Raw genomic sequence first — 26,032 nt, 5'->3', positions numbered from 1 at the left:
TAGACCTCAATTTACTAATTTATTTAGTTATTTCACCCCCCTATCTCTTATTTGTAAATGTTCTACCTAATCCTATATTTTAAAATTGTCTGCAATATTTCGGAGGTCTCTTAAATTTCTATTGGTAATTAATTGAATCAGCTTCCCATTTTGCACCATTATTTAAGGTGAGTCCGGGAATATCTATATGTGTAACGTCATTACTGTTGGTGTTCTGCTTTGTTTCATCCTTTCCACTATTGCATGCAATCAACAAAATGGTGATTAAGAATAGAAAAAATTGTTTTTCCGGAATCTCTTTGTAGAGATCCTATTTTTATCTTTTTCATGGTTTTCGATTGAATTGTGATAAAAAATGCTATATAATCATCAATTGATGCTATTAAAATTACTTTAATATTTTTTAATTCAAAAACAATTTTTAGCTTTTCCGATTTGTTTTTTTAAAATGCTCGCTATTAGTTTTTTGTACATGAAAATACTTCTTTATTCTTTAAAGAAGGTAGATGCATTAGCCTGTGCAGTGCTGGTTACAATTAATTCGTTAATGCAAACATGGGCAGGCAGCGTTGCACAGTAATAAGTAATGTTGGCAATATCTTCCGCATACAATGGTGTATAACCCTCGTAAACAGATTTTGCAGTGGTTTTATTTCCTTTAAAGCGTACCAATGAAAATTCAGTTTCTGCGGCACCGGGATGTATGGCTGTAACTTTTATTTTATGTGGTAATAAATCAATGCGCATGGCTTTACTAAGTGCATCAACAGCATGTTTACTGGCACAGTAGCCATTCCCGTTTACATATACTTCTTTACCTGCTATTGAACCAATGTTAATGATATGCCCTTTTTGTTGTGGTATCATAAATGGTAAAACGGCTTTGGTTACATACATCAATCCCTTTACGTTGGTGTTTAACATGGTTTCCCAATCATCAATATCGGCTTTGTCAAAAGGCTCTCTTCCTAAAGCCAATCCTGCATTGTTTACTAAAACTGTTATTCCTTTCCATTCTTCCGGAATATTTTCAATACATGTAAATACAGCATTCCTGTCTTGTACATCAAATACCAATGGCAATGTTTTAACACTATATTTTTGTTCTAATTCTTTGCTGATTTGTTCTAATCTTTCTTTTCTTCTTCCTGTTAATATCAGGTTCCATTTATTTTTTGCAAATAATTGGGCAATGGCTTTCCCAAATCCGGAAGTAGCACCGGTAATGAGTATAATCTTCTTCATACTATAATGGTTTGAATTGATAATTTTAAACGCTGGAACAATGTAAAAGTGATTGCAAAATTACCTGATTAATATGACTGTGCCATTTTTTGAAATGGTATTGCCTAAATAATCCATTCCTTTTGCGATGAACACATAAGCCCCACTGGGTTGTGCAGTTCCATTCATGGTGCCATCCCATCCTGCATTGGGTTGTGAAGTGGTGTAAATTAGTTGCCCCCAACGGTTATAAATACTAAAAAAATCTAAGCGACTGATCCCTAACAATATGGGTCGCATAATATCGTTTTTTCCATCGCCATTGGGTGTAAAGGCTTTGGGTACCAATATATCAGGCCCTGAATTATATACCTTGACCCATAAACTGTTTTCACCAAAACAACCTGAAATGGAATCAGTAGCTCTTACCGTAAATCTTATTTCGTTAACCGGGCTTGTAATGGTGGCAACAGGATGCGAAATAGCCGGGTTATTGAGATAGACTGATGGTGTCCAGTTGTATGCAAAATGACTGCTATCTGCTAATAAAGCCTGTAATTGCAGAGGTTGATTGAGTACTACTGAAGTATCATTTCCCACATTAATTTGTATGGGCTGTACCACTTTTACCAATACAGTATCTGTTACCTGTTTAATACAACCACTGTTATTTTGCCCGGTTAAAACATAATGAGTAGTTTGGTTAGGGCCTGCAATGGGTTGCAATGTATTGCCATTGAGCAGCGTGTTTATCGGCGACCAGCTAAAATTATCTGCATTGGTATTGCCGTTTAATTGGGTTCTATTGCCAAAACAAATAATAGCATTTCCCGAAGCCTGAACGGTTGGGTACGGAAATACCTGTATGTTAACCGTATCATAAGCAGGACATTTGCCTAAGTTGGCTTGCACATAATAAGTAGTATTAGTAAGTGGTGCTACTTTTGGATTCTTAACCGGCGCAATTGGTATACCGTTAGTGCTCGTCCATTTATAACTGAGTGCATAACTTACAGGGTTAAACTGTAAGGTATCGGTTTTGCAAATACTGGTATCGGGTCCTGCATTAATGGTAATGAACTGTAGTACATTTACCTGTATAGAATCTTTATTAATGCAGCCATTATTATTTACAGTTACCACATAAGTTGCCGTGTCTTTTGGATGTACCTGTGGGTTGGGTGCAGTAGCATTGATAATACTACCCGGTGCCTGTATACTTGTCCATTGAAAACTACTGCCGGGACTGTTGGCGATTAATGGTAAGGTATCTATGCTGCAAATCAGTGTATCATGAAAAGGTAAACTTAAGAAAGGTTTATCAGGAACGGCAATGAATTTAGAAAGCGTATCGGTACAACCTTTTGAACTATATACCGTGAAGAAAACCTTTTTAGTTCCGGTGGAAGCATAAGTGTATGTTGGATTTTGTTGGGAAGAAGTATCTGATGTTGTGTTGGCATCTCCAAAGTTCCATTGCCAGCCGTTTATGATTCCATATTTGGTATTACTTGCATCTTTAAACTGATAAGGATTTAAAATACAACTACCAGAAACAGAAAAATCTGCTTTGAATCCGGGGAAAACAGATACCTGAGCAGTTGCAGAATCTTCGCAACCGCCGGTTGCGGTTACTTTTAATTTCATTTCAAAAGTTCCGGTATCTGAATAAGTATAAGTGGGTTTTGGACTTGTTGAAGTATCTTTCAACGGGTTTTTTAAATCGCCAAATTTCCAGGCATACGACTGTATGTTTGGATTGGTACTCTCATTAAAAAAGTTAAATGTAAAATTGTTGCAGTTAATGTATTTCGGATTGAGGCTGGCGCCGTTTACAGAACAATCGCCAATTGTTAATATAAAATCTTTTCGGTGATGGTCTAATAAAACGCCATTACGCCATTCTTCTACAATTACACATACCACATATTTTCCTGCCGGGGGTGCAATACCTGAAATTAAACCGGTGTGAACGTCAATAGTAACACCGCTACCCAATGGACTAAGCCCCGAGTAAGGTGCTATATAATTTACTAAAACGGGTTGTAAAGTGGGAATAAGGCTGGGATCAGGATCGGGATTAGTGCTTACAGTGTAATTACCGGGTGTACCGTCGTATGCCGGCGCAAATTTATAGGCCAATGAATCTCCATCAGGATCAGAAGCTGAGTAATTGAAAGTAAATCCTGTGTTTTTACATACAATGGTCGTATCACTAATGGTAAAAACAGGGCTGCTGTTGGTGCCTACAGGTAATTGCTGTGTGCCGGGAATTTCGGCAGTAAAGGTAGCGCCAACACTGCTGCCTGCTACATTTTGAACCACTGCTCTTGAATAACGAACCCATGAAAGGGTATAGCCTCCTGTATTAATTGGTAATTCTATGGTGCTGCTATAAGTACCTACCTGATAACAAGCCACCGGATTACCGGTTAAGCAGGGATTGATGCCTTGTGTGTTTTGAATTGTGGGTGGATTGCCAGCAAATTGCTGTGCCAGTTTGATAGAGGTAATATAGGTGGCAGTTGCTTTATCATAAATGCCAACCGTTACATTTTCTTCATTCAAGGGTGCTGAATTTGCGGGAGCATTGCACTCTCTGAACAAACGCATGGTAATTAAATATTTAGCCGTGTTGGGTGAGGAGCCAGCACCCTGGTATAAATAGCTTAATTCACCTGCTGCAATATGCACGGCATTTGCATTTTGAACCAGAAAGAGTAATAAAAAACTTATGAATAAATATTTCAGCATATCAACTTCTGCATCAACAATTAGGTGAATAGAATCAGTATTTTATTTTTCAAGCGGATATTGGTTTTTTATATGTACAAAGATGTATTTGCATTTGATAATGCTGCTTATCTGATGAGTACCACTGTTCCCTTTTTATAAATTTTTTTACCTGTAAAATCTATTCCCTCTGCGGTATAAACATACGTACCTGCCGGCTGCATGCTGCCATTATAAGTGCCATCCCAACCTTCCCCAATTTGATTTGTGGTAAAAATAAGTTGCCCCCATCTATTATAAATGCTAAAATATCGTAAATCGGTTATACCAACGGGAATGGGTTTCAGTATATCATTTTTATTATCATGGTTGGGGGTAAAAGCAGTTGGTATAAAAATATCGGGGCCGGTTCTAAAAACTCGAACCCAAAGTTTATCAGCACCGGTGCATCTTGCACTGGTGGTTGCCATTACGGTATATTGAATAGAATCTGTAATTCCGTTAAAGGTTGCAATAGGGTTGGGAATGTTAGGATTACTTAAATAGCTGGTCGGAATCCAGGCATATTGTACTATAATGCCGGTACTATCACTATCATAATTACTGGTAGCCATTAATTGCAAAGGCTGGTTTACTACTACTGCCGTATCATTGCCGGCATTTACTTTAACCGGAGTATACACTGTAACTAAAATAGTATCGGTAACCGGTTTAATACAGCCGGTATCATAACGAACGGTGAGTGTGTAAGGGGTAGTATTGCCCGGTGCAACAATGGGTTGTAAGGTATTGCTGTATAGTATATTTTTATTGGGCGTCCATTCAAATGCGGAGGCATTGGTAGTTGCATTCAACTGTGTTCGTCCTCCAAAACAAATACCTACATCAGGCCCGGCATTGGCTTTGGGATAAGGGTCGGTAATAATACGTGTATAAGCAGTATCCCTGCATTTACCTAAATGAGCGATGAGCCGATAGTTGGTAGAAGTAGTGGGTTGAAATAACGGGTTTTTTAATTTTGGGTTATCTATTCCTGTAGCGGGAAACCATTCATAGCCCAACGCTTCACTTACCGGATATAACCGAAACGTATCATTTAAACAAACCGTTGTATCGGGCACTACTTTTACGGAAATAGAATCTAATACTCGAACGCGAATACTGTCTTTACTCACACAACCATTGTTGTTTACCGTTACCTGATAAGTAGTAGTAATTTTGGGATAAACAAAAGGATTGGGTGTATTGGGATTAATGATATTATAATTAGGTACCCAACTATAAGCGCCAATGCTGGCGGATTGTAGTTGAAGGGTATCAATACTGCAAATCAACGTATCGCGAAAAGGTAACTGCAATGGTGGATTACTATATATAATTACTGATTGTTTGGCAGTGTCAATACAACCTTTATCGCTTTGCGAAATAAGTGTAACATTTACGGTACCTGGGGCAGAATAGGTGTACGATGGGTTTTGTTGTTTAGAACTGGCAGCATTTGAATTGGGATCACCAAAATTCCATTGCCATTTACTAACGGTACCGTATTTTGCCGTACTCTTATCAGTAAATTGAAATGGCCTTAAATAACAATCGCCCTGTACACTAAAATCAGCTTTATATCCCGGATATACCATTACAATAGTACTGTCGGTACCTACACAATCATTAGGTCCGGTAACCGTTAAATGTGCAACAAAACGGCCGGAATACGGATAGGTATATTGCAGGGTAGGTGTGTTGGCCGAGAAGGAAGGATTGGCAGGGTCTCCAACCGTCCATTTATAGGAAAGTATGGAAGAAGACGTGGACTGGTTCTCGAAATAAACAGTATAATCTTTGCAATTTACAATGCTGGAAGGTAAGTCGGCTTCAATAATATCGCAGGATTGTACTTTTAAAATAAAATCTTTTCTATGATACCCAATTTGTTGACCATTCCTGAATTCAGCAATGCAAACATTCACTACATATTGCCCGGCCGGAGGTGCAATACCACTAATAATGCCGGTAACAGGGTCAATGGTTACCTGATTGCCCAATGGCATAGTGCCACTATAACCGCCACCATAAGGTACAGGCGTTAAGGTTAAAAATTGCGATGGTGCCTGATTTTGCCCGGTATTGGGTGCCGAATAAGCATCGCAAAAAGAGTAACTTAACGAATCATTATCGGGGTCCACGGCACTAAAATCCAAATTGAATTTTTTGTTGGCGCAAACCAATGTTGTATCTTTTATTTTGTATTCAGGGCTGCTATTGTGGCCAACGGGCAGGGTATTGGTGCCTGGCAAAAAAGTTACATAATCGCTACCTACATTGTTATTGGTAAGGTTTGAGATATTATCAATACGGCAGCAACCCATTCTGGAAAGTGTATAACCGTTGGCATTAATCGGTAAATCAATTGTGTTGGTATATAATGCAATTTGATAACACACGCTTACATTGCCCACCAGACAGGGAAAATTAGCTGTATTTAACTGAATGGTTGTGATGCCGCCGGTTAATGGCAGGCCCAATGATTTTACCAATGTGGTTCCATCATAAAATCCTACTATCACATTTTCAGATTGCAATAATGGCCCCGTTGAAGCACAGTCTCTAAATAAACGCAAAGTAACCTGATAGCTATTGGTGCCGGGTGTTGTACCAGGACCTAAATATTTATAAAATAATTCACCACCGGCTACATGCCTGGCCCGTGCCAGATGTGCAACTGCCATCAATATTATAATTATCAATAAAATCTTTTTCAAGTGGTATAAAGTTTTATGCTCTATTCACTGCTTCTCATGCTTCGGCAGGATTGTTATATACAGACATTAAAAAACTGTTGATATGCTGATTTACTTTTTCTGTTTCCTCCCACATACCTATGTGGCCTGTTTCAGGAAGAATATACACATAAGAACAGTTGGGCAAATGTGATTGTTGTAATACATCTTCCATAGGTGCAGCTTTATCTTCTGTACCCATAATAAACAAAACCGGGCAACCTGCGTTTTTTAAGACATTGGTTCTGTCTGGCCGCAAACGCATAGCTTCATAATATTGCTGACATGCCTGTGTATTGCTGTTTTTTGCCCGTTCTATTAACAGATCTATTTTTTCGGGATGTGCTGCCTTAAAACGTGCGGCAAATAAATTAGGGATGGTAGTTTTGATAAAAGCATAGGCACCATATTCTTCCATTACCTGGATGCCTTTTAAACGGGTTTCTTTTTTTTCGGCATTGTCTGCAAATGCGGTTGAATGAATGAGTCCAAAACCTTTTAACTGTTCCGGATACAATGCAGCAAATGCTAATGTAATATAGCCCCCTAAACTATGCCCCAACATTACAAAATGGGTGATGTTTTCTTCCTCAATTATTTTTTTGATGGCCTGCGCATAATCTTCCATTTCAACAGCATCTTTTCCTGTTTGCGGTTGTAACATATCGGCATTGCCCGTTCCGGGAATAGATGGTGTAATTACAGTAAAATTATTTTTTAAAAAAGCAACTTGTGCATTCCAAATAGATGCATCTTCTCCAAATCCATGTATTAAGAGTACCACAGGTCCGGCCCCAACTTTGTGATAGGCCAGTTTACCGTTTTTGTAGTTGCAATATCTTTCCATCATACAATTACCTTTTTATCTTCAATTGCCACCATTTGAACAATTGATATAAAATTACCAATAACGCTGCAAATGCCGCCAGTTTGTATAACCAATCGCCCCATTTTACATACAAGGTACTACCGGATGCAGCAGGAATAGGAATATTGAATTTAATTACCGCAGCTTTGTTGTAATCTGTTCGGGTTAAAATTTTGCCCGATGGGTCAATCACTGCACTAATTCCGGTATTGGCACTACGGGCTACAAATTTTCTGGTTTCTATAGCTCTTAAACGGGCATAGGCTAAATGCTGTAAATGACCGGGTGTATTGCCCCACCAACCATCATTGGTGATAATAGTTAATAAATTGGCGCCTTTTTTTACATATTCTGCCACATAAGCACCATATATACTTTCATAACAAATAATAGGTGCCATTTTGTAGGGATTGTTGGTTTCTGAAAAAACCACGGCAGCCGTATCACGGCCATAACCTCCGGTAGTTCCTCCAAATTTTTCAAAAACAGGCCCCATAAAATTTAAAAAGGTAGGCAATGATTCTACACCCGGCACCAATTTGCTTTTGTTATAAAACTGATTGGGGTGGCCTACATTGATGGCAACAGCACTGTTATAGGCATCATAGTATTGTCCATTGGGCATGGCGTGTGCAGTAGGTGTTACTTTTTCATTCCCATACAAAACATAGCTTTCTAACCCGGTTAAAAGGGTAAGATTAGGATGTTGTTGTACAAACTGAAATACAGGTTGGTAAATAGCACTATTATTGAGTTCTTGTTGAATAACCGGTTCGGGCAAAGCTGTTTCGGGCCAAATAACCAATACGGTTTGTGGGTTAATGGCCGAATCGGATAAGTGAATTAAACGTTCTATTTGTGTTTGTGTGGAAAAACTTTCAAATTTTTGGTAGGGGTCAATATTGGGTTGCACAATTACCACATTAGTACTCATATTAGCTGCTTTTATGGTGGGGATAGATAGGTATCCAATCATAAGCGGTAACAGCAAAGTGACCAAAAAAATGCCTGCTAATGGTTTAGAAATGCGTTGACTGGTTTGGTGTATTTGTAACAGTTGAAACAACAAAATATTGACCAATAGAATCCATAATGTTCCACCGCTAACGCCGGTAACTGAATACCATTGCACCCAATTGGGATGGGTAGCAAACACATTGCCGAGCGTTAACCAGGGCCAGCTGAGTTGCCAGTTTAAATGTATCCACTCAAACAGCATCCAGTATACAATCAATGCAACACCGCTATAGAATGGAGTGGTTTTTTTGCGCAGTTTAAAATAGCCCCATAAAGGAATGCACATTAATATAGTATTCGCTATTATGGCAGCAATACTGCCCACATCGGTTGAGTTCCAAATCCACCAGGTGGTACCCACATTCCATATCAACAGGCTCAAAAATGCATAACCTATAAAACTACGGATTTTAGTAGTAGAAGCTGCTATCCAAAGCAAAGGCACAAACGCAAAAAATATACAAAAGGTGAAGGGCGATACCGGCCAGGATGCTACCAACAGCAGGCCACTTGCCATACTTAAAAAAAACAGTTGACTCTTTTTCAAACAAAATATATTTTTTCGCTCGAAAGTTCGGTTTTTTTTTGAAAGTGCCTGTTTTTTTAAGTTAAGTGGTCATTATTTTTAGTTGTGGTTCGTGCGTCAGAGTAATGCAAGTTTTTTTGCTTTAGGAATCAACAGGTTGTTTTCAATTTGCAGGTGCTCCCCTAAATTTTGATACAAATCTTTTAATGCGATGAAACTGAGCTGAAAAGTTTTACAGGCTTGCGGAGGTGTAGTAAAATTTTGCGTAAGCGTTTTTATTTTTTCCATTAAATCATCAGAATGGTCATGTTCTTTTTCTAAGATGCGCAATAATTTATCTAATTCTGACATGGTATTTTCCTGATTGTCTGTTGGTTGTTTTTTTTCCAAAGCTGTAATGGCCGGAAAAAGCTTTGATTCTTCATAAATTAAATGTGCAGAAATTTCATCTTTCCACATCTCAAAAAAGAAAAACACATCTAATAAAAATGGAAATTTTTCACCATGTTTATTGGCTACTTTTTCTAATTGCCCCAATAACACGGGTAACTGCATTTTTAAATAGGCGTGGTAATTATTGAGAATATAATTGATGAGTTCTGTTAATGAAAGCTGGCTCAAATCGCTGCTGTTGTTATTTGGCTTGAATGCCAATACTTTTTGAATAGCATTTGCTATTACGGAAGCAGGTATTTGTTGGATAGCACAAACCTCGGCCAATGTTTTTTTGCTCAGATGACAATAGTCAACATGAAATTTTTCCAGTACTGCACCTGTTGCCGGCGATTGTGCTACAATGGAAAAAAGTGGTTCTGACAAAATGTTTTCCATAGCTTTTTTTGCAAAGCTACAATGGTAAGAAAGTACAAACTATGATTAAAGTCAGTATGTACGTTTGTTTTTAAAATTTAACCCAAAAATTCCGGCCATTAATACCAGCGCAGCAAAAAGCAATGCTTCATTCGTATATGGAACAGCGTGGTAAGATAAATCTGCAATTCCTTCTATCATCAATAGCAATTCATTGAGTAAAATACCGGCAATAAATACAATCATACCTTTTTTGATACTCGGAGTGAGTATGATTATTTCTGAAACCAAACAATGCGCAATAATGTACAAGGAAATTACCCCCAACAAAACCAAATGCAAATAGCCAATAACAATTGGCCTAAAGCCATAAGTTAAAGTGCTTAATGCAGGAATGGCTGAACCTAATTGCAACAACAACTTTATGCTAAATGCAATGGCTACCAGAAATAATACAATTTTTGTAAACTGTGGCATCTGTGTTAAGAGTTGTTTTTTGTTTTGCAGTATAATTTGTAGCATCATTATCCAGGCAATTACCTGGGCAAATGCAGCGGCTACCACCAGCCAATAAACGATGGTTGGAATGGGTATCCATGGTGCTGACAGAAAATAATCTGGTACACAGGAACCCGCAAAAAGATAAAATAACCATTTTAATTTTTCTGTATTCATGCCACTTTGCTCTAATAAATGATTCCATAAACCCAAACAGGCAAATAAAAACCATCCATTATATTGAAAGTGGAGAAAAAAATATACAGAAGCCAAATAATTGTTCTGTTCAATATGTTGGGTAGCCATCATATAGGCTAAGGCAAAAACACCAATAGAAGAAAGTGCATTGAATAAAACCGCAGCTTTAAAATAGGCGTGTGTGGTACTATACCACTGAATTTTTTTTACATCCTTCCAATATAAAACTGCAAAAACATAACTTACTATAATAGAAAGGGTAGAGAAAGTGATAGAAGCTGCAGCATACCCTTCAAAAGGGAAAGTAAACAACATGCCATAAGCAGCCATTAAATTAGCCCATAAAACCGGTTTGTATTTTTTAAAAGCATGCGGGTTTTGATGATGGGCTAAATATTGCACCAATAACGTCATTAATGCCATACTAACCCAGCCTGTAAATGCAAAATGCGAGTGGGCATGTAATAAATATTTTTGATTTACAACAGGCAGTGCGTAAGCAATCTTATACCGAAGCGTTACGCCGATGATGGCTACAATCAATAAGTTGAACAAACTAACGGATATCCATTTTTGTGTGGCATCTTTCATAGCGTTGCAAAGTAAAAACAGCATTTTGTGTGCCGATATGATTTCAATCATGCCAAAGTATAAAATATTTTAAACATTCATGATTGTTGTAAATAAAATGTTTGTTTACAGGCACATTATCAGAAATATACTTTTCCTTTTGCTATGGCCAATTTTCCTTTATCCTGTAATTGGCGAATACTTCTGATAACCGTTTCTACGCGAAGGCCTGTCATATCGGCTATTTGCTGGCGGGTTAGTTGTACCATATTGCATTTGGGGCAAAAAAATTTTTTATTGTTTTTGAAGTAAGTTAACAGGCTGCATATTTTTTCTTCTGGTTTGTTATTCGCCAGTTCTTTCGACATTAAGAATTTAAATCTTAATCTTTTGGCTAATAATTTCGAAAACATAAAATGAATTTCCGGTTCTTCTTTTATTAATTGGTGAAAATGATGTTTTTGTAATCTTAAAATAATACTTTCTTTATTCGAAACTGCAGTGGCAGCGTATGGTCCCTCATCAAATAACGACAGTTCACCAATGGGTTCGCCGGGTTCAATCATATCCTGAATAAATTCTTTTCCTTCCTCATTGATATTGATCCATCTTACAGAACCTTCAACTAATTGATAATAAAAATGACATTCATCTCCTTCACGGAAAATCACTTCATTAGCTGCTGTTTTTTTGTAGGTAGCCCCAAAAGAAAGTAATAAGTCTGCATCTATCATGGTATGTTGATTCTGGTGAAGTATAAATTTAGATGCCACACTGTGCCCTAAATATGATATTAAGCAGTTGGGCACATGATTTTCGTCATGTTTTTTTGAATTGTTCAATCGAAGCATCTGCTGAAATATTGATGTACAAAGGGTTTTAATAAAAATCTGCAATTATCATTTTTCCTGCAATTCGGGTTGATAAATGCAATATGATTCTACGCATAAAACGGTGCCATCACGCTTTGTAATCTTGTGTTGAAAAAAATCATTATTGTCCGACAAAACTTAACTAAAAAATCGCTGTAATCCTTTGTTGTAAATGATTACAGGCTAAAAAATGATTGTTTCAAAATTGGAGGTAGTACCCCATCTTTTGAAATCGGCTGAAATATGTTTCTGTAAAGGGTTTGGACCATTATTTTACAATTTTAGTCGGACAACAATGAAAAAAAATAAAAAGTTTGTTACATCCCGTTCTTTCAACACTTAACTAAACAATACAATTTAAATTTAAAATTAACATGAAAAAGCTGATTATTTTAAGCATTTTTGGATTATTGATGGTTGCCTGCAGCAATTCAGGCGAAAAAAATGAAACAACTGCAAATACTTCCGGCAGTGCTGCCACTTCAGAAACGGCTTCAAGTAACAATCCATCTTACGATCCCAACAGGGGAGAGGGCAAATTCACCCATGTGGAGGTGAGTTCTACGCTTGATGCAGCGATGGCAGAAGCAGGCAATAAAGTGTACACCGTTAAATGCAGTGCCTGCCATAAACTAACCGGTGAAAAGTTAGTTGGTCCCGGTTGGAAAGGTGTTACACAACGCCATACACCGGAGTGGATTATGAATTTTGTTACCAATACAGATGATATGCTAACAAAAGATCCCAAAGCACAAGCCATGCTTGAAATTTGTCTGGTACGTATGCCTAACCAACATTTAACTGATCAGGAAGCCAGAGAAGTGTATGAGTTTATGCGTAAAAATGATGGTGTAAAATAACCCAATTTTCATTTATAAAATTTAACAAATATGAAAAAGAATAACTTTTTTAACTATGCATGGATATCTCTGCTTGTAATGGGCGGTCTTTTTTCATGCAAACCCAAAAATACCAGTGATGCCGTAAGTGGCGATGCTGCACAAAGTGTATATGTAGCACCGGGAAAATACGATGAGTTTTACAACTTTGTATCCGGTGGTTTCAATGGCCAGTTAAGCGTTTACGGATTACCTTCGGGCCGCTTACTGAAAATTGTACCCATTTTTTCTGTTTTTCCTGAAAACGGATATGGTTATAGTGAAGAAACCAAACCCATGCTCAATACATCGCATGGTTTTGTACCTTGGGATGATCAGCACCATTTGGAATTATCGCAAACCAATGGCGAAATAGATGGTCGCTGGATTTTTGCCAATGCCAATAATACCCCTCGTGTAGCAAGAGTTGATTTAACTACATTCAAAACTGCTGAAATTTTGGAATTGCCCAATAGTGCAGGTAACCACTCCTCACCGTTTATTACAGAAAATACCGAGTATGTGGTAGCAGGTACCCGCTTTGCAGTACCGATGGATAATGATAATGGAGATGTGCCCATTAATTCATACCGCAAAAATTTTAAAGCATCCATTAGTTTTATTAGTGTAGATAAAAATTCCGGCAATATGAATCTGGCATTTCAATTGCAGGTACCTCCGGTTGATTTTGATTTGAGTCATGCCGGAAAAAATAAATCGCACGACTGGTTTTTCTTCTCCTGCTATAATACCGAGCAAGCCAATACACTATTAGAAGTGAATGCATCACAACGCGATAAAGATTTTATTTTGGCAGTAAACTGGAAAAAATTAGAAGAATATGCCAAACAAGGTAAAGGCAAAACAGAAGCAGTTCAATATGCACACAATGTGTATGATGAAAACAAACACATGGCCACTTCTACTATTGAAAAACAAGTACTGGTGTTAGATGCTAAAGATTTGAAAGATGTTTGTTATTTTATTCCCTGTCCTAAATCGCCACACGGGTGTGATGTAGACCCTTCAGGTGAATATATTGTTGGTAGTGGCAAATTAGCCGCATTAATTCCGGTATTTAGTTTCGATAAAATTCAACAAGCTATTACCAATAAAAAATTTATTGGTGATTATGATGGCATTCCGGTAATTGAATATGAAGCTGCATTGTATGGTGAAGTTAAAAAACCAGGTTTAGGCCCATTGCACACAGAGTTTGATGGAAGAGGTAATGCTATTACCACCATGTTTGTTTCTTCAGAAATTGTAAAATGGAATATTAAAGATTTAAAAGTAATTGACAGAGAACCTACTTATTACTCACCCGGCCACTTATGTATTCCAGGTGGGGATACCAAAAAACCAAATGGTAAATATGTAATTGTATATAATAAAATTACTAAAGACAGGTATTTGCCAACAGGTCCCGAACTGGCACAGGCAGCGCAGTTGTTTGATATTAGTGGAGATAAAATGAAATTACTACTCGATTTTCCTACCGTTGGTGAGCCACACTATGCACAAGCGGTAGCCGCTTCACTCATCAGAGATAAATCAGTAAAATATTTCGATATCAATAAAAATCAAAATCCTTATGTAACAAAAGGTGAAGCTGATTCAAAAGTGGTGCGTAATGGCAAGCGTGTAGATATTTATATCACGCAAATTCGTTCACATTTTTCACCCGATAATATTGAAGGTATAAAAGTGGGAGATGAGGTATACTGGCATGTTACCAACCTGGAGCAGGATTGGGATCTACCGCATGGTTTTGCCATTAAAGGTGTGCCTAATAATGCTGAATTACTGGTTATGCCCGGTGAAACACAAACCTATAAATGGAGTCCTGAAAAACCCGGTATATATCCATTTTATTGCACCGATTTTTGCAGCGCACTGCATCAGGAAATGCAGGGTTATGTAAGAGTTTCTCCTGCAAATAGCAACGTGTCGCTTACTTTTAGCACAGGTAAAAATATTCCTGATGCTGCAACGGCACCCCCTTTGCTCGATAAATAATCTCACCCCTATTCTAAAGCCAACTACCGGAATATATCACGATTCCGGTAGTTTATTTCTTTAAATTTTTTATCATGGCCAATCATTTCCATATCTCAAAAATTAGTCGTATTCTTCTGACAATAGGCGGTATTGCATTATTAATCATAGTAAAAGTGCCCATGTGGCGTATCGATTTATCGGCACCACAATATCCGGAAGGATTAAGTATGTTTATTTATCCCAATCATTTGGGCGGTAATCTTGATATCATTAATGGTTTAAACCATTATATTGGAATGAAACATTTACGGACTGAAGATTTTTTTGAATTTTCTATGCTGCCGGGTATTATAGTTGGTTTTGCTGTTTTGTTTTTTATTGCTGCTTTTTTTGGAAAAAGATGGATGGTGCAAACATTGATTGTTTTATTTGTATTATTTGGCATTGTTGCGATGTTTGATTTTTGGAGATGGGAATACAATTATGGCCACAACCTCAATCCGGAAGCGCCGATTATTGTGCCGGGTATGGCTTATCAACCACCATTCATTGGGTTTAAACAGTTGCTGAATTTTGGTGCGTATTCAATTCCCGACTTGGGCGGATGGCTTTTTGTAGGCGTGGGTTTATTGTTGTTGGGTGTTAATATTAAAGAATGGATGGATGTAAAAAAAATAGCTAAAACTCTTCGTCAGCCCGCTACCACTATGGTTGCTACAATGGCTTTTTTATTTTTTTCTTGCAATACAAAACCTACTCCATTAGTTGTTGGAACGGATATGTGCAGTTATTGTAAAATGCCCTACAGCGATAATCGCTTTGGTGCTGAATTAATTACCCGAAAAGGAAAGATATATAAGTTTGATGATGTGCATTGTATTGTTACTTTTATACATGATCATACCGCCGAAACCGAAAATGGGAAAATTTATTTTGTAAATTTTGAAAATGGCCATCAACTCATTCCTGCTGAAAATACTGTTTTAATTAAAAGTGATCAATTGCATAGCCCCATGAATGGGGATATTGCTGCCTTCAACAATGTTGCTGATGCTAAACAGGCCCTTGAAAAATATACAGGTACTGTAATGGAATGGAATGAAATGATAGCTATTCCCAAACCTTGAAATATAGAAAGGCCAAAGCATGTTACCTGAATTTTTTTGTAATATTTTATAAAACATGAAATCTTTTTTATTGTGCATAGGCTTCATGTGGTGTGTGTATTGTATCCCCATTCATGCTGCAATCATTTATGTTGGCAAGGGCCATGCATATGTTAGTATACAACAGGCTGTAACCGCAGCAAAAAATGGCGATACTGTTTGGGTGGCTCCGGGTATTTATAAAGAAAAAAATATTATTATCGAAAAGTCGCTTGTTTTATTGGGCAAAAATTATCCGGTTATTGATGGAGAACATACATACCAGATGATTTCAGTAAGGGCTAATGGGGTAACCATAAAAGGATTTAAATTAATACACTCCGGCACATCCAGCCTTATTGATATTGCAGGTATTAAAATTTACGATGTAAAAAATATTAATATTGAAAACAATGTATTAGAAGATACTTTTTTTGGGATTTATTTACAGGGTGCTACTAATTGTACCATAAAAAATAATCGTTTAACTGCTTATGCTAAAACCGATCAGCAAAGTGGCAACGGTATTCATTGCTGGAAATGTGACAGCTTAAGCATTATTGGTAATGCGGTAACCGGCCATCGTGATGGTATTTATTTTGAGTTTGTAACCAATTCGCTGATTTGGAAAAATCGGTCAATCAAAAATTCGAGATACGGGTTGCATTTTATGTTTTCGCACAATGATGCCTATATCGCCAATATATTTCAAAATAATAGTGCCGGTGTTTCTGTAATGTTTACACATGGTGTTAAGATGTTTAATAATGTATTTGAAGATAATTGGGGCGATGGCTGTTATGGTATTTTTTTAAAAGAAATTACCGATAGCCATATTTCCGGAAACACTTTTCTAAGGAATACCACTGCTATTTTTTTTGAAGGTGCCACCCGTGTGTTGGTTGAAAAAAATACATTCATAAAAAATGGATGGGCTGTTAAAATTCAGGCTAACAGTATTCAAAATACCATTAAGCATAATAATTTTTTAGCCAACAGTTTCGACATTGCTACCAATGGCTCGTTGGTTGAAAATACTTTTAACAAAAATTATTGGGATAAATATGAAGGGTACGATTTGAATAAAGATGGTGTTGGCGATGTTCCCTATCATCCGGTAAGTATGTTTTCAATGATTGTTGCTGAAAATCCTACGGCAATGATTTTGTTTAGAAGTTTTATGGCCACACTTTTCGATAAAACAGAGAAAATTTTACCCAGTTTAACGCCTGAAAATTTAGTGGACAAATTTCCATATATGAAACCTTTACGATTATGATTATTGCAACCAATGTTACTAAAAAATTCGGCAGGCTTACGGTATTAAGCAATGTATCGGTAAACTGTAATAAAGGCGAATGCATTGCATTAATTGGCCCAAATGGCAGTGGTAAAACTACTTTAGTAAAAAGCATATTGGGTATGGTAGTTCCTGATAGTGGTTTTATAACATTTAACGGACTAAACATTTTACACAATTGGCAATACCGCAGACATATTGGCTATATGCCGCAAATTGGTCGATATCCGGAAAATATGACCATCCGACATGTATTTACCATGATGAAAGATATACGTAAAGCAGAACAGCACGAGCCATTAGATGAAGAACTGTTACACTCATTTGGATTACCTGGCATCATGGAGAAACGGATGCGTACCCTTTCCGGGGGAACCACACAAAGGGTTAGTGCTGCACTGGCTTTTTTATTTAATCCGGATGTGTTAATTCTGGATGAGCCTACTGCCGGTTTAGACCCCATAGCTTCTGAAATATTGAAAGAAAAAATTGTAAAAGAAAAAGAGCGCGGCAAATTAATCATCATTACTTCTCATATTTTAAGTGAGTTGGATGATTTGGTTACACAGGTTATTTACATGCAGGATGGGAACTTGTTGTTTCACAAATCTTTGCAAAATCTACAAAAAGATACTGGTGAAACAAAATTGTCAAGAGCCATTGCTTTTATTATGAAAAATAAATAAGGAATATTTAATGATTGAAAGAACCATTTAACCATGATAAAAATTATAAAATATGTTATTGCAGATATTCTGCGTAATAAAATAGTGATTGCTTATACTATTTTTTTACTGGCTATTGGTATGAGTGTTTTTAATTTAGAAGACAATACAACCAAAGGCTTGTTGAGTTTATTGAATATTGTATTAATAGTGGTACCGTTGGTGTGTATTATTTTCTCAACCATTTATATTTACAATAGTGCTGAATTTGTAGAGTTATTGGTTAGTCAGCCATTACAACGAAAACATATCTGGTTAAGTTTATTCAGTGGTATAGCACTGGCATTAACACTTGCATTTTTTATAGGTATTGGTATACCGGTTTTACTTTACTCTTTTACTGCTACCGGTTTAATATTGGTAGGGGTGGGTTTATTGTTAACTACCATATTTGTGGCCATTGCTTTATTGGCTGCGGTGCATACCCGCGATAAAGCCAAGGGTATTGGTATTGCAGTATTATTGTGGTTGTATTTCTCTTTATTATTTGATGGGTTGATTTTATTTATTTTATTTCAATTTTCCGATTATCCTTTAGAAAACTTAATGTTGGTTTTAAGCGCTTTGAATCCGGTGGATATGGGCAGAATATTAATTCTTCTCAAAATGGATATTTCGGCGCTAATGGGTTACACCGGTGCTATTTTTCAGAATTTTTTTGGAACTACAACAGGTATTATATCCACTTTACTGGTGATGCTTTTGTGGATAGTATTGCCGATTGGTTTTTCTTTAAGAAAATTTAAGCGAAAGGATTTATAAAATGGAAGTTGCCGGGAAAATATGCACCGAAATTTTGAATAGCAAAACAAATCATTAATTGTATTGTTACTGATATTTTTTCATGAAAAAAGATATTGAAAATAGAAATGATATTGAACTGCTGGTCAATACTTTTTATGCAGCAGTAAAAAAGGATGCCCTGTTGTGGCCCTATTTTGCTGCTTTATTGGAAGCACAATGGCAGAAACATTTGGAACGCCAATATTTATTTTGGGAAAATGCTTTGTTTTATACCGGTGGTTATTTAGGAAACCCATTGCAAAAGCATAGAAAAATTCATCAAAAAAAAATGATTGAAAACAAACATTTTAAACGTTGGCTTGATTTATTTTTTTCAGTTACAGATAGTTTGTTTGAAGGTGAGAAAGCCGAATTAGCCAAGCAAAGAGCCTATAACATTGCCGTTGTAATGAAGCTGAAATTAGATGACCAGACAGGTGTTCATGAAAACTAACAAAAAATATTTTAAATAAGAAAGCCCCTTTTTTAAAGAGGCTTTGATGCGTTGTATTGTTGCAGTACAAGTGTGCGACGCAACAGAAGCATTATAGTAGTACCATTAGCCGGGTACATACAATTATTTTCTGCTATAGTTGGGTGCTTCCTTGGTAATATCAATATCGTGTGCATGGCTTTCCTTCATACCGGCATTGGTAATTTTGATGAAAGTGGCATTTTGTAAGGCCTTAATATTGGCTGCGCCGCAATAACCCATTCCTGCTCTTAAACCACCTACAAACTGGTAAACAATTTCACTTAGATTGCCTTTATAAGCCACTCTCCCTTCAATGCCTTCGGGAACAAATTTTTTAATATCATCTTCCACATCCTGAAAATAGCGGTCGCCGCTGCCCTGGCTCATGGCAGCAAGACTGCCCATACCTCGGTATTCTTTAAATTTACGGCCTTCGTATATAATGGTATCGCCAGGGCTTTCTTCCACACCTGCAAATACACTGCCCATCATCACTGTATTGGCACCGGCAGCCAGTGCTTTTACCATATCGCCGGTATAACGAATGCCTCCATCGGCAATACACGGTATACCCTTTGCTTTTAGTGCCCGGCTTACTTCCATAATGGCGGTTAATTGTGGCACACCTGCTCCGGCTACAATTCTTGTTGTGCAAATAGAGCCGGGCCCAATTCCTACTTTTACACAATCGGCGCCGGCATCGGCTAATGCTTCGGCACCTTCGGCGGTACCAACATTGCCTGCAATAATTTGTAAATGTTTAAAATTTTTACGAAGACTTTTTAACGCTTCAATTACACCTTTGCTATGTCCATGTGCACTGTCTAATGTAACTACGTCAACGCCCACCAGTATTAATGCCTCTGCACGTTCCAATACATCTTTGGTAATGCCTAAAGCGGCCCCAACCAGCAATCTGCCATAGCCGTCTTTCACTGCATTGGGGTTATTGGTTAATTGCAATATATCGCGGTACGTAATTAAGCCAACTAATTTCCCCAGTTTGTTTACAACGGGTAATTTTTCAATTTTATAGTTGCGTAAAATAGTAGCAGCTTTTTTTAGATCGGTTCCTTCCGGTGCGGTAATCAGATTTTCTTTGGTCATTACTTCTGCAACCTTTCTGGTGTTGTCTTTTTCAAAACGCAAATCACGGTTCGTTAATATACCCACTAATTTTTGCTGATTATTTACGATAGGAATACCTCCAATTTTATTTTCTTTCATTAGCTTTAAGGCATCGCCAATGGTGGCATCTACCAGCAATGTAACCGGGTCAATAATCATCCCGCTTTCACTGCGTTTTACCTTGCGTACCTGTTCAGCCTGCTTTTCTATACTCATGTTTTTGTGTAGAATGCCCAATCCGCCTTCACGAGCCAGTGCAATAGCTAAATTAGCTTCTGTAACTGTATCCATTGCTGCGGAAAGCATAGGTACATTGAGTATAATTTCTTTGGTTAAATGACTGGAAATATCAACTTCACGAGGTAGTACCTGGCTGTATGCAGGCATTAATAAAACATCATCGAAAGTTAAACCTTCGCCAAACAGGCGGGAAGCCGGGACGGAATTGCCGGAGTTTTTTTGTGTTGCCATGTGCAAAGATAGGGTACCATGCTATTACGATACAAATTTGAATGGATAAAAATATAGGAGAGTATGGTATGATTAATTTAAACGATACATTTTCCCCGGTAATGCTGTAATGACATTTTGTAATTCTAAATTGAGTATGGCTGCTGCAACACTGCTACTGCTTAAGCCACTATGCAGGTATAACGCATCAATGGGTAGCGTATCTTTTTGCTGTAGAAGGCTTACTAAAATTTTTTCTTCCTCCGTTAAATCAATAAATAAACTTCTTTGTGCGGGTGCTTTTATTTTTTTGGTTTGCCAACCCAATTCATCCAGCAATTGTGCGGCACTTGTAAAAATAATGGCTTTGTTTTGTTGAATTAATTTTAGGCAGCCACTGCTTTTATTATCAGTTATTTTTCCCGGTACTGCAAATACATCCCGATTGTAAGTGTAGGCCAGTTCCGCGGTGATCATACTGCCGCCTTTAGTTGCAGTTTCTATAACAATAGTGGCATCACTCATGCCTGCAACAATACGGTTTCGTTTGGGAAAGTTGTGTTTATCTGCAATTACTGTACAGCCAAACTCAGTTAGTAAACCGCCCAGCTGCAACATTTCTTTTGCCAATGATTTGTGTTGTTTTGGATAGATTGAACTTAAACCATGTGCCAGCACACCAACGGTGGGCAATTGCTGTTGCAGTGCTGCACGATGTGCAATACTATCAATACCAAATGCTAATCCACTGGTAATTAATACCTGATACGGTTGCAGTTCAGCCACAATTTGTTCTGTTATATTTTTTCCGTATTCGGTATGCAGGCGGGTACCAATGATGCTAATGACTTTGCTGTGATTTAAATCGGCGTTGCCTCTGTAAAATAATACAGATGGCGCATCATAGCAATGCATTAAACGCTGCGGATAGGCAGGGTTCCACAAGGTTAATATTTGAATATGGTGTTTTTGGCAAAATTCAATTTCCTGGTTTGCCTGCTCAAAATCTTTAAAGCCTTTAATTGCTTTTGCTCTTATTTCGCCAATTCCTTCAACATGTGCCAATTCTTTTTTTGATGATTTGAAAACCTGTTGTGCATTGCCAAAATGCTCTATCAATTGTTTGCCCTGCACAGCCCCAATGCCCTGTACCTGTGTTAAGGCAATTTCATAAACCAGTTCATCTAACATAAAAGCAATATTGTTTTGAATAACTAATATAATTTCTTTTTACTAAATGATTGAGTATAATTACATGCCGGTAATAATAAATGTGGTTCTCCGGTTTTTCATTCTGCCTGCTTCAGTGGTATTGTCGGCAATAGGATTGGCTGAACCATAACCTTTGTACGACAATCTTCTGTAATCAATTCCATGTATGGCCAAATAATTGGCAACTGCCTTGGCTCGTAAGGTTGAAAGCGTAATATTATCGGTTTCTTTACCGGTATTGTCGGTATACCCTTGCACTTCAATGGCAACCGATGGATTGTCGTTTAAAAAATCAATCACTTTATTCAATTCAATGGCATCTTGTGGTAACAACTCGTAAGAGTTGATGTTGAACTGAATGTTTTTGAAGGTGAAGCCGGCATTTTTGGTAATGGGTTGCAATGAAATATTTTTTTGATAGGTGCTATCTGCATGGTGTTGTTGCATGTTAAACAATTCGCTGTACAGTAAATAACCTTTTCTGTTCACTACGAAAGTATAATTGCGGCCTACCGGAAGCGGTACAAAGTATTTGCCCAATTCATCCACTTTTATTTGCATGGCCGGTTTGCCGCTATGGTTATCTATCAGTTCAATAGAACAGGGAATGCCTTTTTGCGTAACCGCATCTAATACTGCACCTTTTACAAACAGGGTTTTTAAGGGTTTAATATGAGGAGAAATGGTGAACGAATATAAATCCAATCCGCCACGGCTATCGCTTCTGTCGCTGGCAAAATAACCGGTGGTGCCTAACGAATTGATGGTGATGCTTCCTTCGTTTTCAATCGTATTGATGGGGTAGCCTGCATTTTTGGGTTTGCCCCAGTGTCCGGTACTATCTTTACGCATGATAAATAAATCGGTACCCCCATAGCCGGGTAAACCATCGCTGGTATAGTAAAAAGTTTGATTATCGGCATGAATATATGGGTAAGCATCATCACCGGCAGAGTTAATGGCCGGACCCATGTTGGTAGCCGGTCCCCATTGTCCATTGGGTTGGCGAATACATTGGTACAAATCTCTTCCTCCATAACCACCGGGGCGATTACTGCTGAAGTATAAAATATGATTATCGGGACTCAATGCCGGTGAACTATCCCAATATTCCGAGTTTACATTGGGGCCAAGGTTCTCGGGTTCACTCCAGCCTTGTGGTGTCCAGTAAGAAATATACAGATCAAAATTGCCAAAGCCATTTTTAAAATTACCTGCAAAAATAAGCCAGTCGCCATTTGCTGAAACGGTAATGGCGCCTTTGTAAGGTTCAATATTAATATCACCTTTTACTAATTCGGCTTTTGAAAATTTTTTATTGCGCATTACGCTTTGATAAAAGTTTTCAGAAACGCCATCGCCTCTTCGTGTAAATATGAGCAGGCTGTCATCAATGGTTAAGGTAGGGTAATATTCTGATTGCGGTGAGTTAACACTGTCGCCTAAATTCTTCGGGGCAAAGGCGGTTACGTTATTCATTGGATGTTCCTTTGCATATTGAATGGCAAATGCATAACATTGTTGCCGATAAAGGCCGCTTTTTCGGCTTCGTTCATTTAAATCTGGAATGGCCAGAAATGCATCAATAGCATTGGCTGCATCATTAAAACGGCCTAAACCCGCTAAATTAATAGAGTAGGGCAGATTGTAGGGAAGAAAGTAAACACTATCTGCATTTTTTACTTTTTCATAGTATTGTATAGCCAATGGATAATTTTTTAATTCGCCATATACACCAGCCAATGAAAGCCAGGCATCTAAAAAGGTAGAATCTTTTTCCAATACTTTGTGTAAAACAGGAATGGCATCTTTAACATATCCATCGTTTAAATATTGCATGGCTTTATTGTATTCCTCACGAATGGAACGGCTGCTGTTTGCAGGATGGTATGTTTGCGCAGGAAGTTCAGCAGCAAGTAGGCAGGTAATATAGAGGAAGCAAAATTTCATTGGGATATTTGTATTTTTTATGCAAATGAAAGATACTAAAAACCGTACACAGATTGTGCAATATGATATCCGGATGCGGTTTTCTGTTCACGAAAAGGGAAGATCGGATATGTTATGAAATTATCTTGTTCAAATCAGGGAACGTGAATGTATTTGTGCAATTGCAGACTAAGTTCCCATTGGGGATGTTGTTGAATGTATTCAATAATCAAGGGTGTAACGGTAGCAGCTTTATCCCATTCTGGCTGTAGGTATAGTTTACAATTGGGGTTGGTTTGCCGGGCATAGGTTTCGGCCCATTTAAAATCATGCTGATTAAAAATCACCACTTTCAACTCATTGGCCAAAGACACAATTTCGGGTAGGGGTGCTTTGAATTTTTTGGGTGAAAGGCATATCCAGTTCCAGTTGCCGCTTAGGGGCGATGAGCCTGAAGTTTCAATATTGGTTACAAAACCGACATTTTGCAATGCAGTAGTTAGTGCATCTAAAGGATGTAATAAAGGTTCACCACCGGTTACAACACAAAGCGCATTATGTACGGCGCCAGCCTGCTTGGTTACCTCTTCTACTGCTTTTTGCACAATGGCATCAATGGTGTATAGCGGATGTTTGGCGGCATTCCAACTTTCCTTTACATCGCACCAAACACAACCCACATCACAACCGCCCAAACGAATAAAATAAGCGGCATGCCCCTGGTAATACCCTTCTCCCTGAAGGGTATAAAAACTTTCCATAACCGGCAATTGTTGCATTGTTTGTTGCAATTGAGTTACTTTATTAAATAATAATTTTTTGAATAAGTACTTTTTTTTATGCTGTTACATTGTTTAAATAAGCTTGCAGGGTATTGGTTAATAAGCCTGCAATGGTCATTAATCCAACACCCCCGGGTACCGGTGTAATGGCGGTTGTTTTAGGTGCTACTTCATTAAAGGCAACATCGCCTTTAATACGAAAACCTTTTTTTGCAGTAGCATCTTCCACTCTGGTAATACCTACATCAATTACAATGGCACCGGATTTTACCATATCGGCAGTAACAAATTCGGGTTTGCCAAGTGCAGCTACCAAAATATCGGCCTGCAAACAAATGGCTTTCAAATTTTGTGTTTGTGAATGGGCAATGGTTACAGTGCAATTGCCATAAGGAATATTACTGCTGAGTAAAATACTCATAGGGCGCCCTACAATATTGCTGCGCCCCATCACAACTGCATGTTTGCCTTTGGTTTGTATATGAAAATGTTCTAACAACAGCATAATGCCATATGGGGTGGCTGGTATAAAACCGGGTAATCCCTGTACTAACTTACCTGCATTAACCGGGTGAAAACCATCTACATCTTTAGCAGGATGAATGGTTTCAATTACTTTTTGTTCGCTAATATGTTTGGGGAGAGGTAATTGCACCAAAATGCCATCTACTGTATGGTCATGGTTCAACTTTTCAATGGTTTGTAATAAGGTTGCTTCATCAACTGATGCATCGAGACGAATGAGTAACGATTCAAAGCCTGTTTCTGCACAATTTTTTACCTTGCTAGCTACATAAGTTTCGCTGGCGCCATTGCTGCCTACTAAAATTGCTGCCAGTTTCGGAGGGCGATGCCCATTTGCTGTAAAGTTTGCAACCTGCGCTTTCAGTTTGTCTTTTACGGCCTGTGCCGCAATTTTCCCGTCTAATACTATCATGCGGCAAAGGTAATTTTAAATAATTGCGTATAAAAACGAAAAATCGCTTTTCAAAAAAACAAGAAAACAAACCAATGTTTGTATTTATTTTTTCAATATTTATTTGTATTTAATTTGAAAAATTTAATTTGATAAATAATTGAAAATGAATGATTTGTTGAAAAAATATTTACTTTTTTGGAAAAACAGATTAC

The 26,032-nt window shown here is 37.7% G+C and carries 20 protein-coding genes; 7 read left to right on the top strand and 13 right to left on the bottom strand.

Annotation, left to right across the window (positions count from 1 at the left end):
• Positions 1-486: 486 nt before the first annotated feature.
• The 8 genes from JK139_RS06990 to JK139_RS06955 form a co-directional block, all read right to left on the bottom strand.
• The gene (locus JK139_RS06990) at positions 487-1,245 is read right to left on the bottom strand and encodes an SDR family NAD(P)-dependent oxidoreductase (RefSeq protein WP_074420562.1); all 759 of its coding nucleotides are present in this window, start codon (positions 1,243-1,245) and stop codon (positions 487-489) included.
• Between the two features lie 60 nt (positions 1,246-1,305).
• Positions 1,306-3,978, bottom strand: a complete 2,673-nt coding sequence (locus JK139_RS06985; RefSeq protein ID WP_218330907.1) for a PKD domain-containing protein — start codon at positions 3,976-3,978, stop codon at positions 1,306-1,308.
• Positions 3,979-4,085: 107 nt separating this feature from the next.
• A complete protein-coding gene (locus JK139_RS06980) occupies positions 4,086-6,716 on the bottom strand; it encodes a PKD domain-containing protein (RefSeq protein WP_143439394.1) in 2,631 nt (876 codons plus the stop codon).
• A gap of 34 nt (positions 6,717-6,750) precedes the next feature.
• Positions 6,751-7,584: an alpha/beta fold hydrolase gene (locus tag JK139_RS06975; protein ID WP_074420079.1), complete on the bottom strand. Its 834-nt coding sequence runs from the start codon at positions 7,582-7,584 to the stop codon at positions 6,751-6,753.
• A gap of 4 nt (positions 7,585-7,588) precedes the next feature.
• On the bottom strand, positions 7,589-9,166 hold the full coding sequence (lnt, locus tag JK139_RS06970) for an apolipoprotein N-acyltransferase (protein WP_143439395.1): 1,578 nt from the start codon (positions 9,164-9,166) through the stop codon (positions 7,589-7,591).
• A gap of 96 nt (positions 9,167-9,262) precedes the next feature.
• The gene (locus JK139_RS06965) at positions 9,263-9,976 is read right to left on the bottom strand and encodes a hemerythrin domain-containing protein (protein ID WP_074420081.1); all 714 of its coding nucleotides are present in this window, start codon (positions 9,974-9,976) and stop codon (positions 9,263-9,265) included.
• A gap of 51 nt (positions 9,977-10,027) precedes the next feature.
• Complete coding sequence (locus tag JK139_RS06960) at positions 10,028-11,293, bottom strand: hypothetical protein (RefSeq protein ID WP_143439396.1); 1,266 nt, start codon at positions 11,291-11,293, stop codon at positions 10,028-10,030.
• 68 nt (positions 11,294-11,361) lie between these two features.
• Positions 11,362-11,955, bottom strand: coding sequence for a Crp/Fnr family transcriptional regulator (locus JK139_RS06955; RefSeq protein ID WP_074420096.1), 594 nt, complete (start codon positions 11,953-11,955; stop codon positions 11,362-11,364).
• A gap of 512 nt (positions 11,956-12,467) precedes the next feature.
• Here JK139_RS06955 and JK139_RS06950 point away from each other — a divergent pair.
• The 7 genes from JK139_RS06950 (at position 12,468) to JK139_RS06920 (ending at position 19,379) form a co-directional block, all read left to right on the top strand.
• Positions 12,468-12,953, top strand: a complete 486-nt coding sequence (locus JK139_RS06950) for a c-type cytochrome (RefSeq protein WP_074420083.1) — start codon at positions 12,468-12,470, stop codon at positions 12,951-12,953.
• 30 nt (positions 12,954-12,983) lie between these two features.
• Positions 12,984-14,990: a Sec-dependent nitrous-oxide reductase gene (nosZ, locus tag JK139_RS06945; RefSeq protein WP_074420084.1), complete on the top strand. Its 2,007-nt coding sequence runs from the start codon at positions 12,984-12,986 to the stop codon at positions 14,988-14,990.
• A 74-nt stretch (positions 14,991-15,064) separates the two neighbouring features.
• On the top strand, positions 15,065-16,099 hold the full coding sequence (locus tag JK139_RS06940) for a nitrous oxide reductase accessory protein NosL (RefSeq protein WP_074420085.1): 1,035 nt from the start codon (positions 15,065-15,067) through the stop codon (positions 16,097-16,099).
• A 55-nt stretch (positions 16,100-16,154) separates the two neighbouring features.
• Positions 16,155-17,396, top strand: a complete 1,242-nt coding sequence (locus JK139_RS06935) for a nitrous oxide reductase family maturation protein NosD (protein WP_074418520.1) — start codon at positions 16,155-16,157, stop codon at positions 17,394-17,396.
• Positions 17,393-18,103 (top strand): ABC transporter ATP-binding protein, encoded by a 711-nt coding sequence (locus JK139_RS06930; RefSeq protein ID WP_074420086.1) that lies wholly within the window; start codon positions 17,393-17,395, stop codon positions 18,101-18,103. The genes JK139_RS06935 and JK139_RS06930 overlap by 4 nt, the downstream gene beginning before the upstream one ends.
• A 33-nt stretch (positions 18,104-18,136) precedes the next feature.
• Complete coding sequence (locus tag JK139_RS06925; protein ID WP_074419657.1) at positions 18,137-18,904, top strand: ABC transporter permease subunit; 768 nt, start codon at positions 18,137-18,139, stop codon at positions 18,902-18,904.
• Between the two features lie 82 nt (positions 18,905-18,986).
• The gene (locus JK139_RS06920) at positions 18,987-19,379 is read left to right on the top strand and encodes a group III truncated hemoglobin (RefSeq protein ID WP_074418523.1); all 393 of its coding nucleotides are present in this window, start codon (positions 18,987-18,989) and stop codon (positions 19,377-19,379) included.
• Between the two features lie 123 nt (positions 19,380-19,502).
• Here the strand turns inward: JK139_RS06920 and guaB are convergent, their stop codons facing one another.
• The 5 genes from guaB to JK139_RS06895 form a co-directional block, all read right to left on the bottom strand.
• A complete protein-coding gene (gene guaB / locus JK139_RS06915) occupies positions 19,503-20,999 on the bottom strand; it encodes an IMP dehydrogenase (RefSeq protein WP_074418524.1) in 1,497 nt (498 codons plus the stop codon).
• Positions 21,000-21,071: 72 nt separating this feature from the next.
• Entirely contained in the window at positions 21,072-22,169 is a 1,098-nt protein-coding gene (gene dprA / locus JK139_RS06910) for a DNA-processing protein DprA (protein WP_074420087.1), read from the bottom strand.
• A gap of 60 nt (positions 22,170-22,229) precedes the next feature.
• Entirely contained in the window at positions 22,230-24,140 is a 1,911-nt protein-coding gene (locus JK139_RS06905; RefSeq protein WP_218330906.1) for an OmpA family protein, read from the bottom strand.
• Positions 24,141-24,274: 134 nt separating this feature from the next.
• The gene (locus tag JK139_RS06900; RefSeq protein ID WP_218330905.1) at positions 24,275-24,880 is read right to left on the bottom strand and encodes a 7-carboxy-7-deazaguanine synthase QueE; all 606 of its coding nucleotides are present in this window, start codon (positions 24,878-24,880) and stop codon (positions 24,275-24,277) included.
• Between the two features lie 76 nt (positions 24,881-24,956).
• Positions 24,957-25,838: a bifunctional 5,10-methylenetetrahydrofolate dehydrogenase/5,10-methenyltetrahydrofolate cyclohydrolase gene (locus JK139_RS06895; protein ID WP_074420090.1), complete on the bottom strand. Its 882-nt coding sequence runs from the start codon at positions 25,836-25,838 to the stop codon at positions 24,957-24,959.
• Between the last annotated feature and the right edge of the window lie 194 nt (positions 25,839-26,032).

The sequence above is a fragment of the Hydrotalea lipotrueae genome (genome assembly GCF_019249625.1).
In the GTDB taxonomy this organism is placed as follows: Bacteria; Bacteroidota; Bacteroidia; order Chitinophagales; family Chitinophagaceae; genus Hydrotalea; species Hydrotalea flava.
This window is presented reverse-complemented; position numbering and strand designations above follow the sequence as displayed.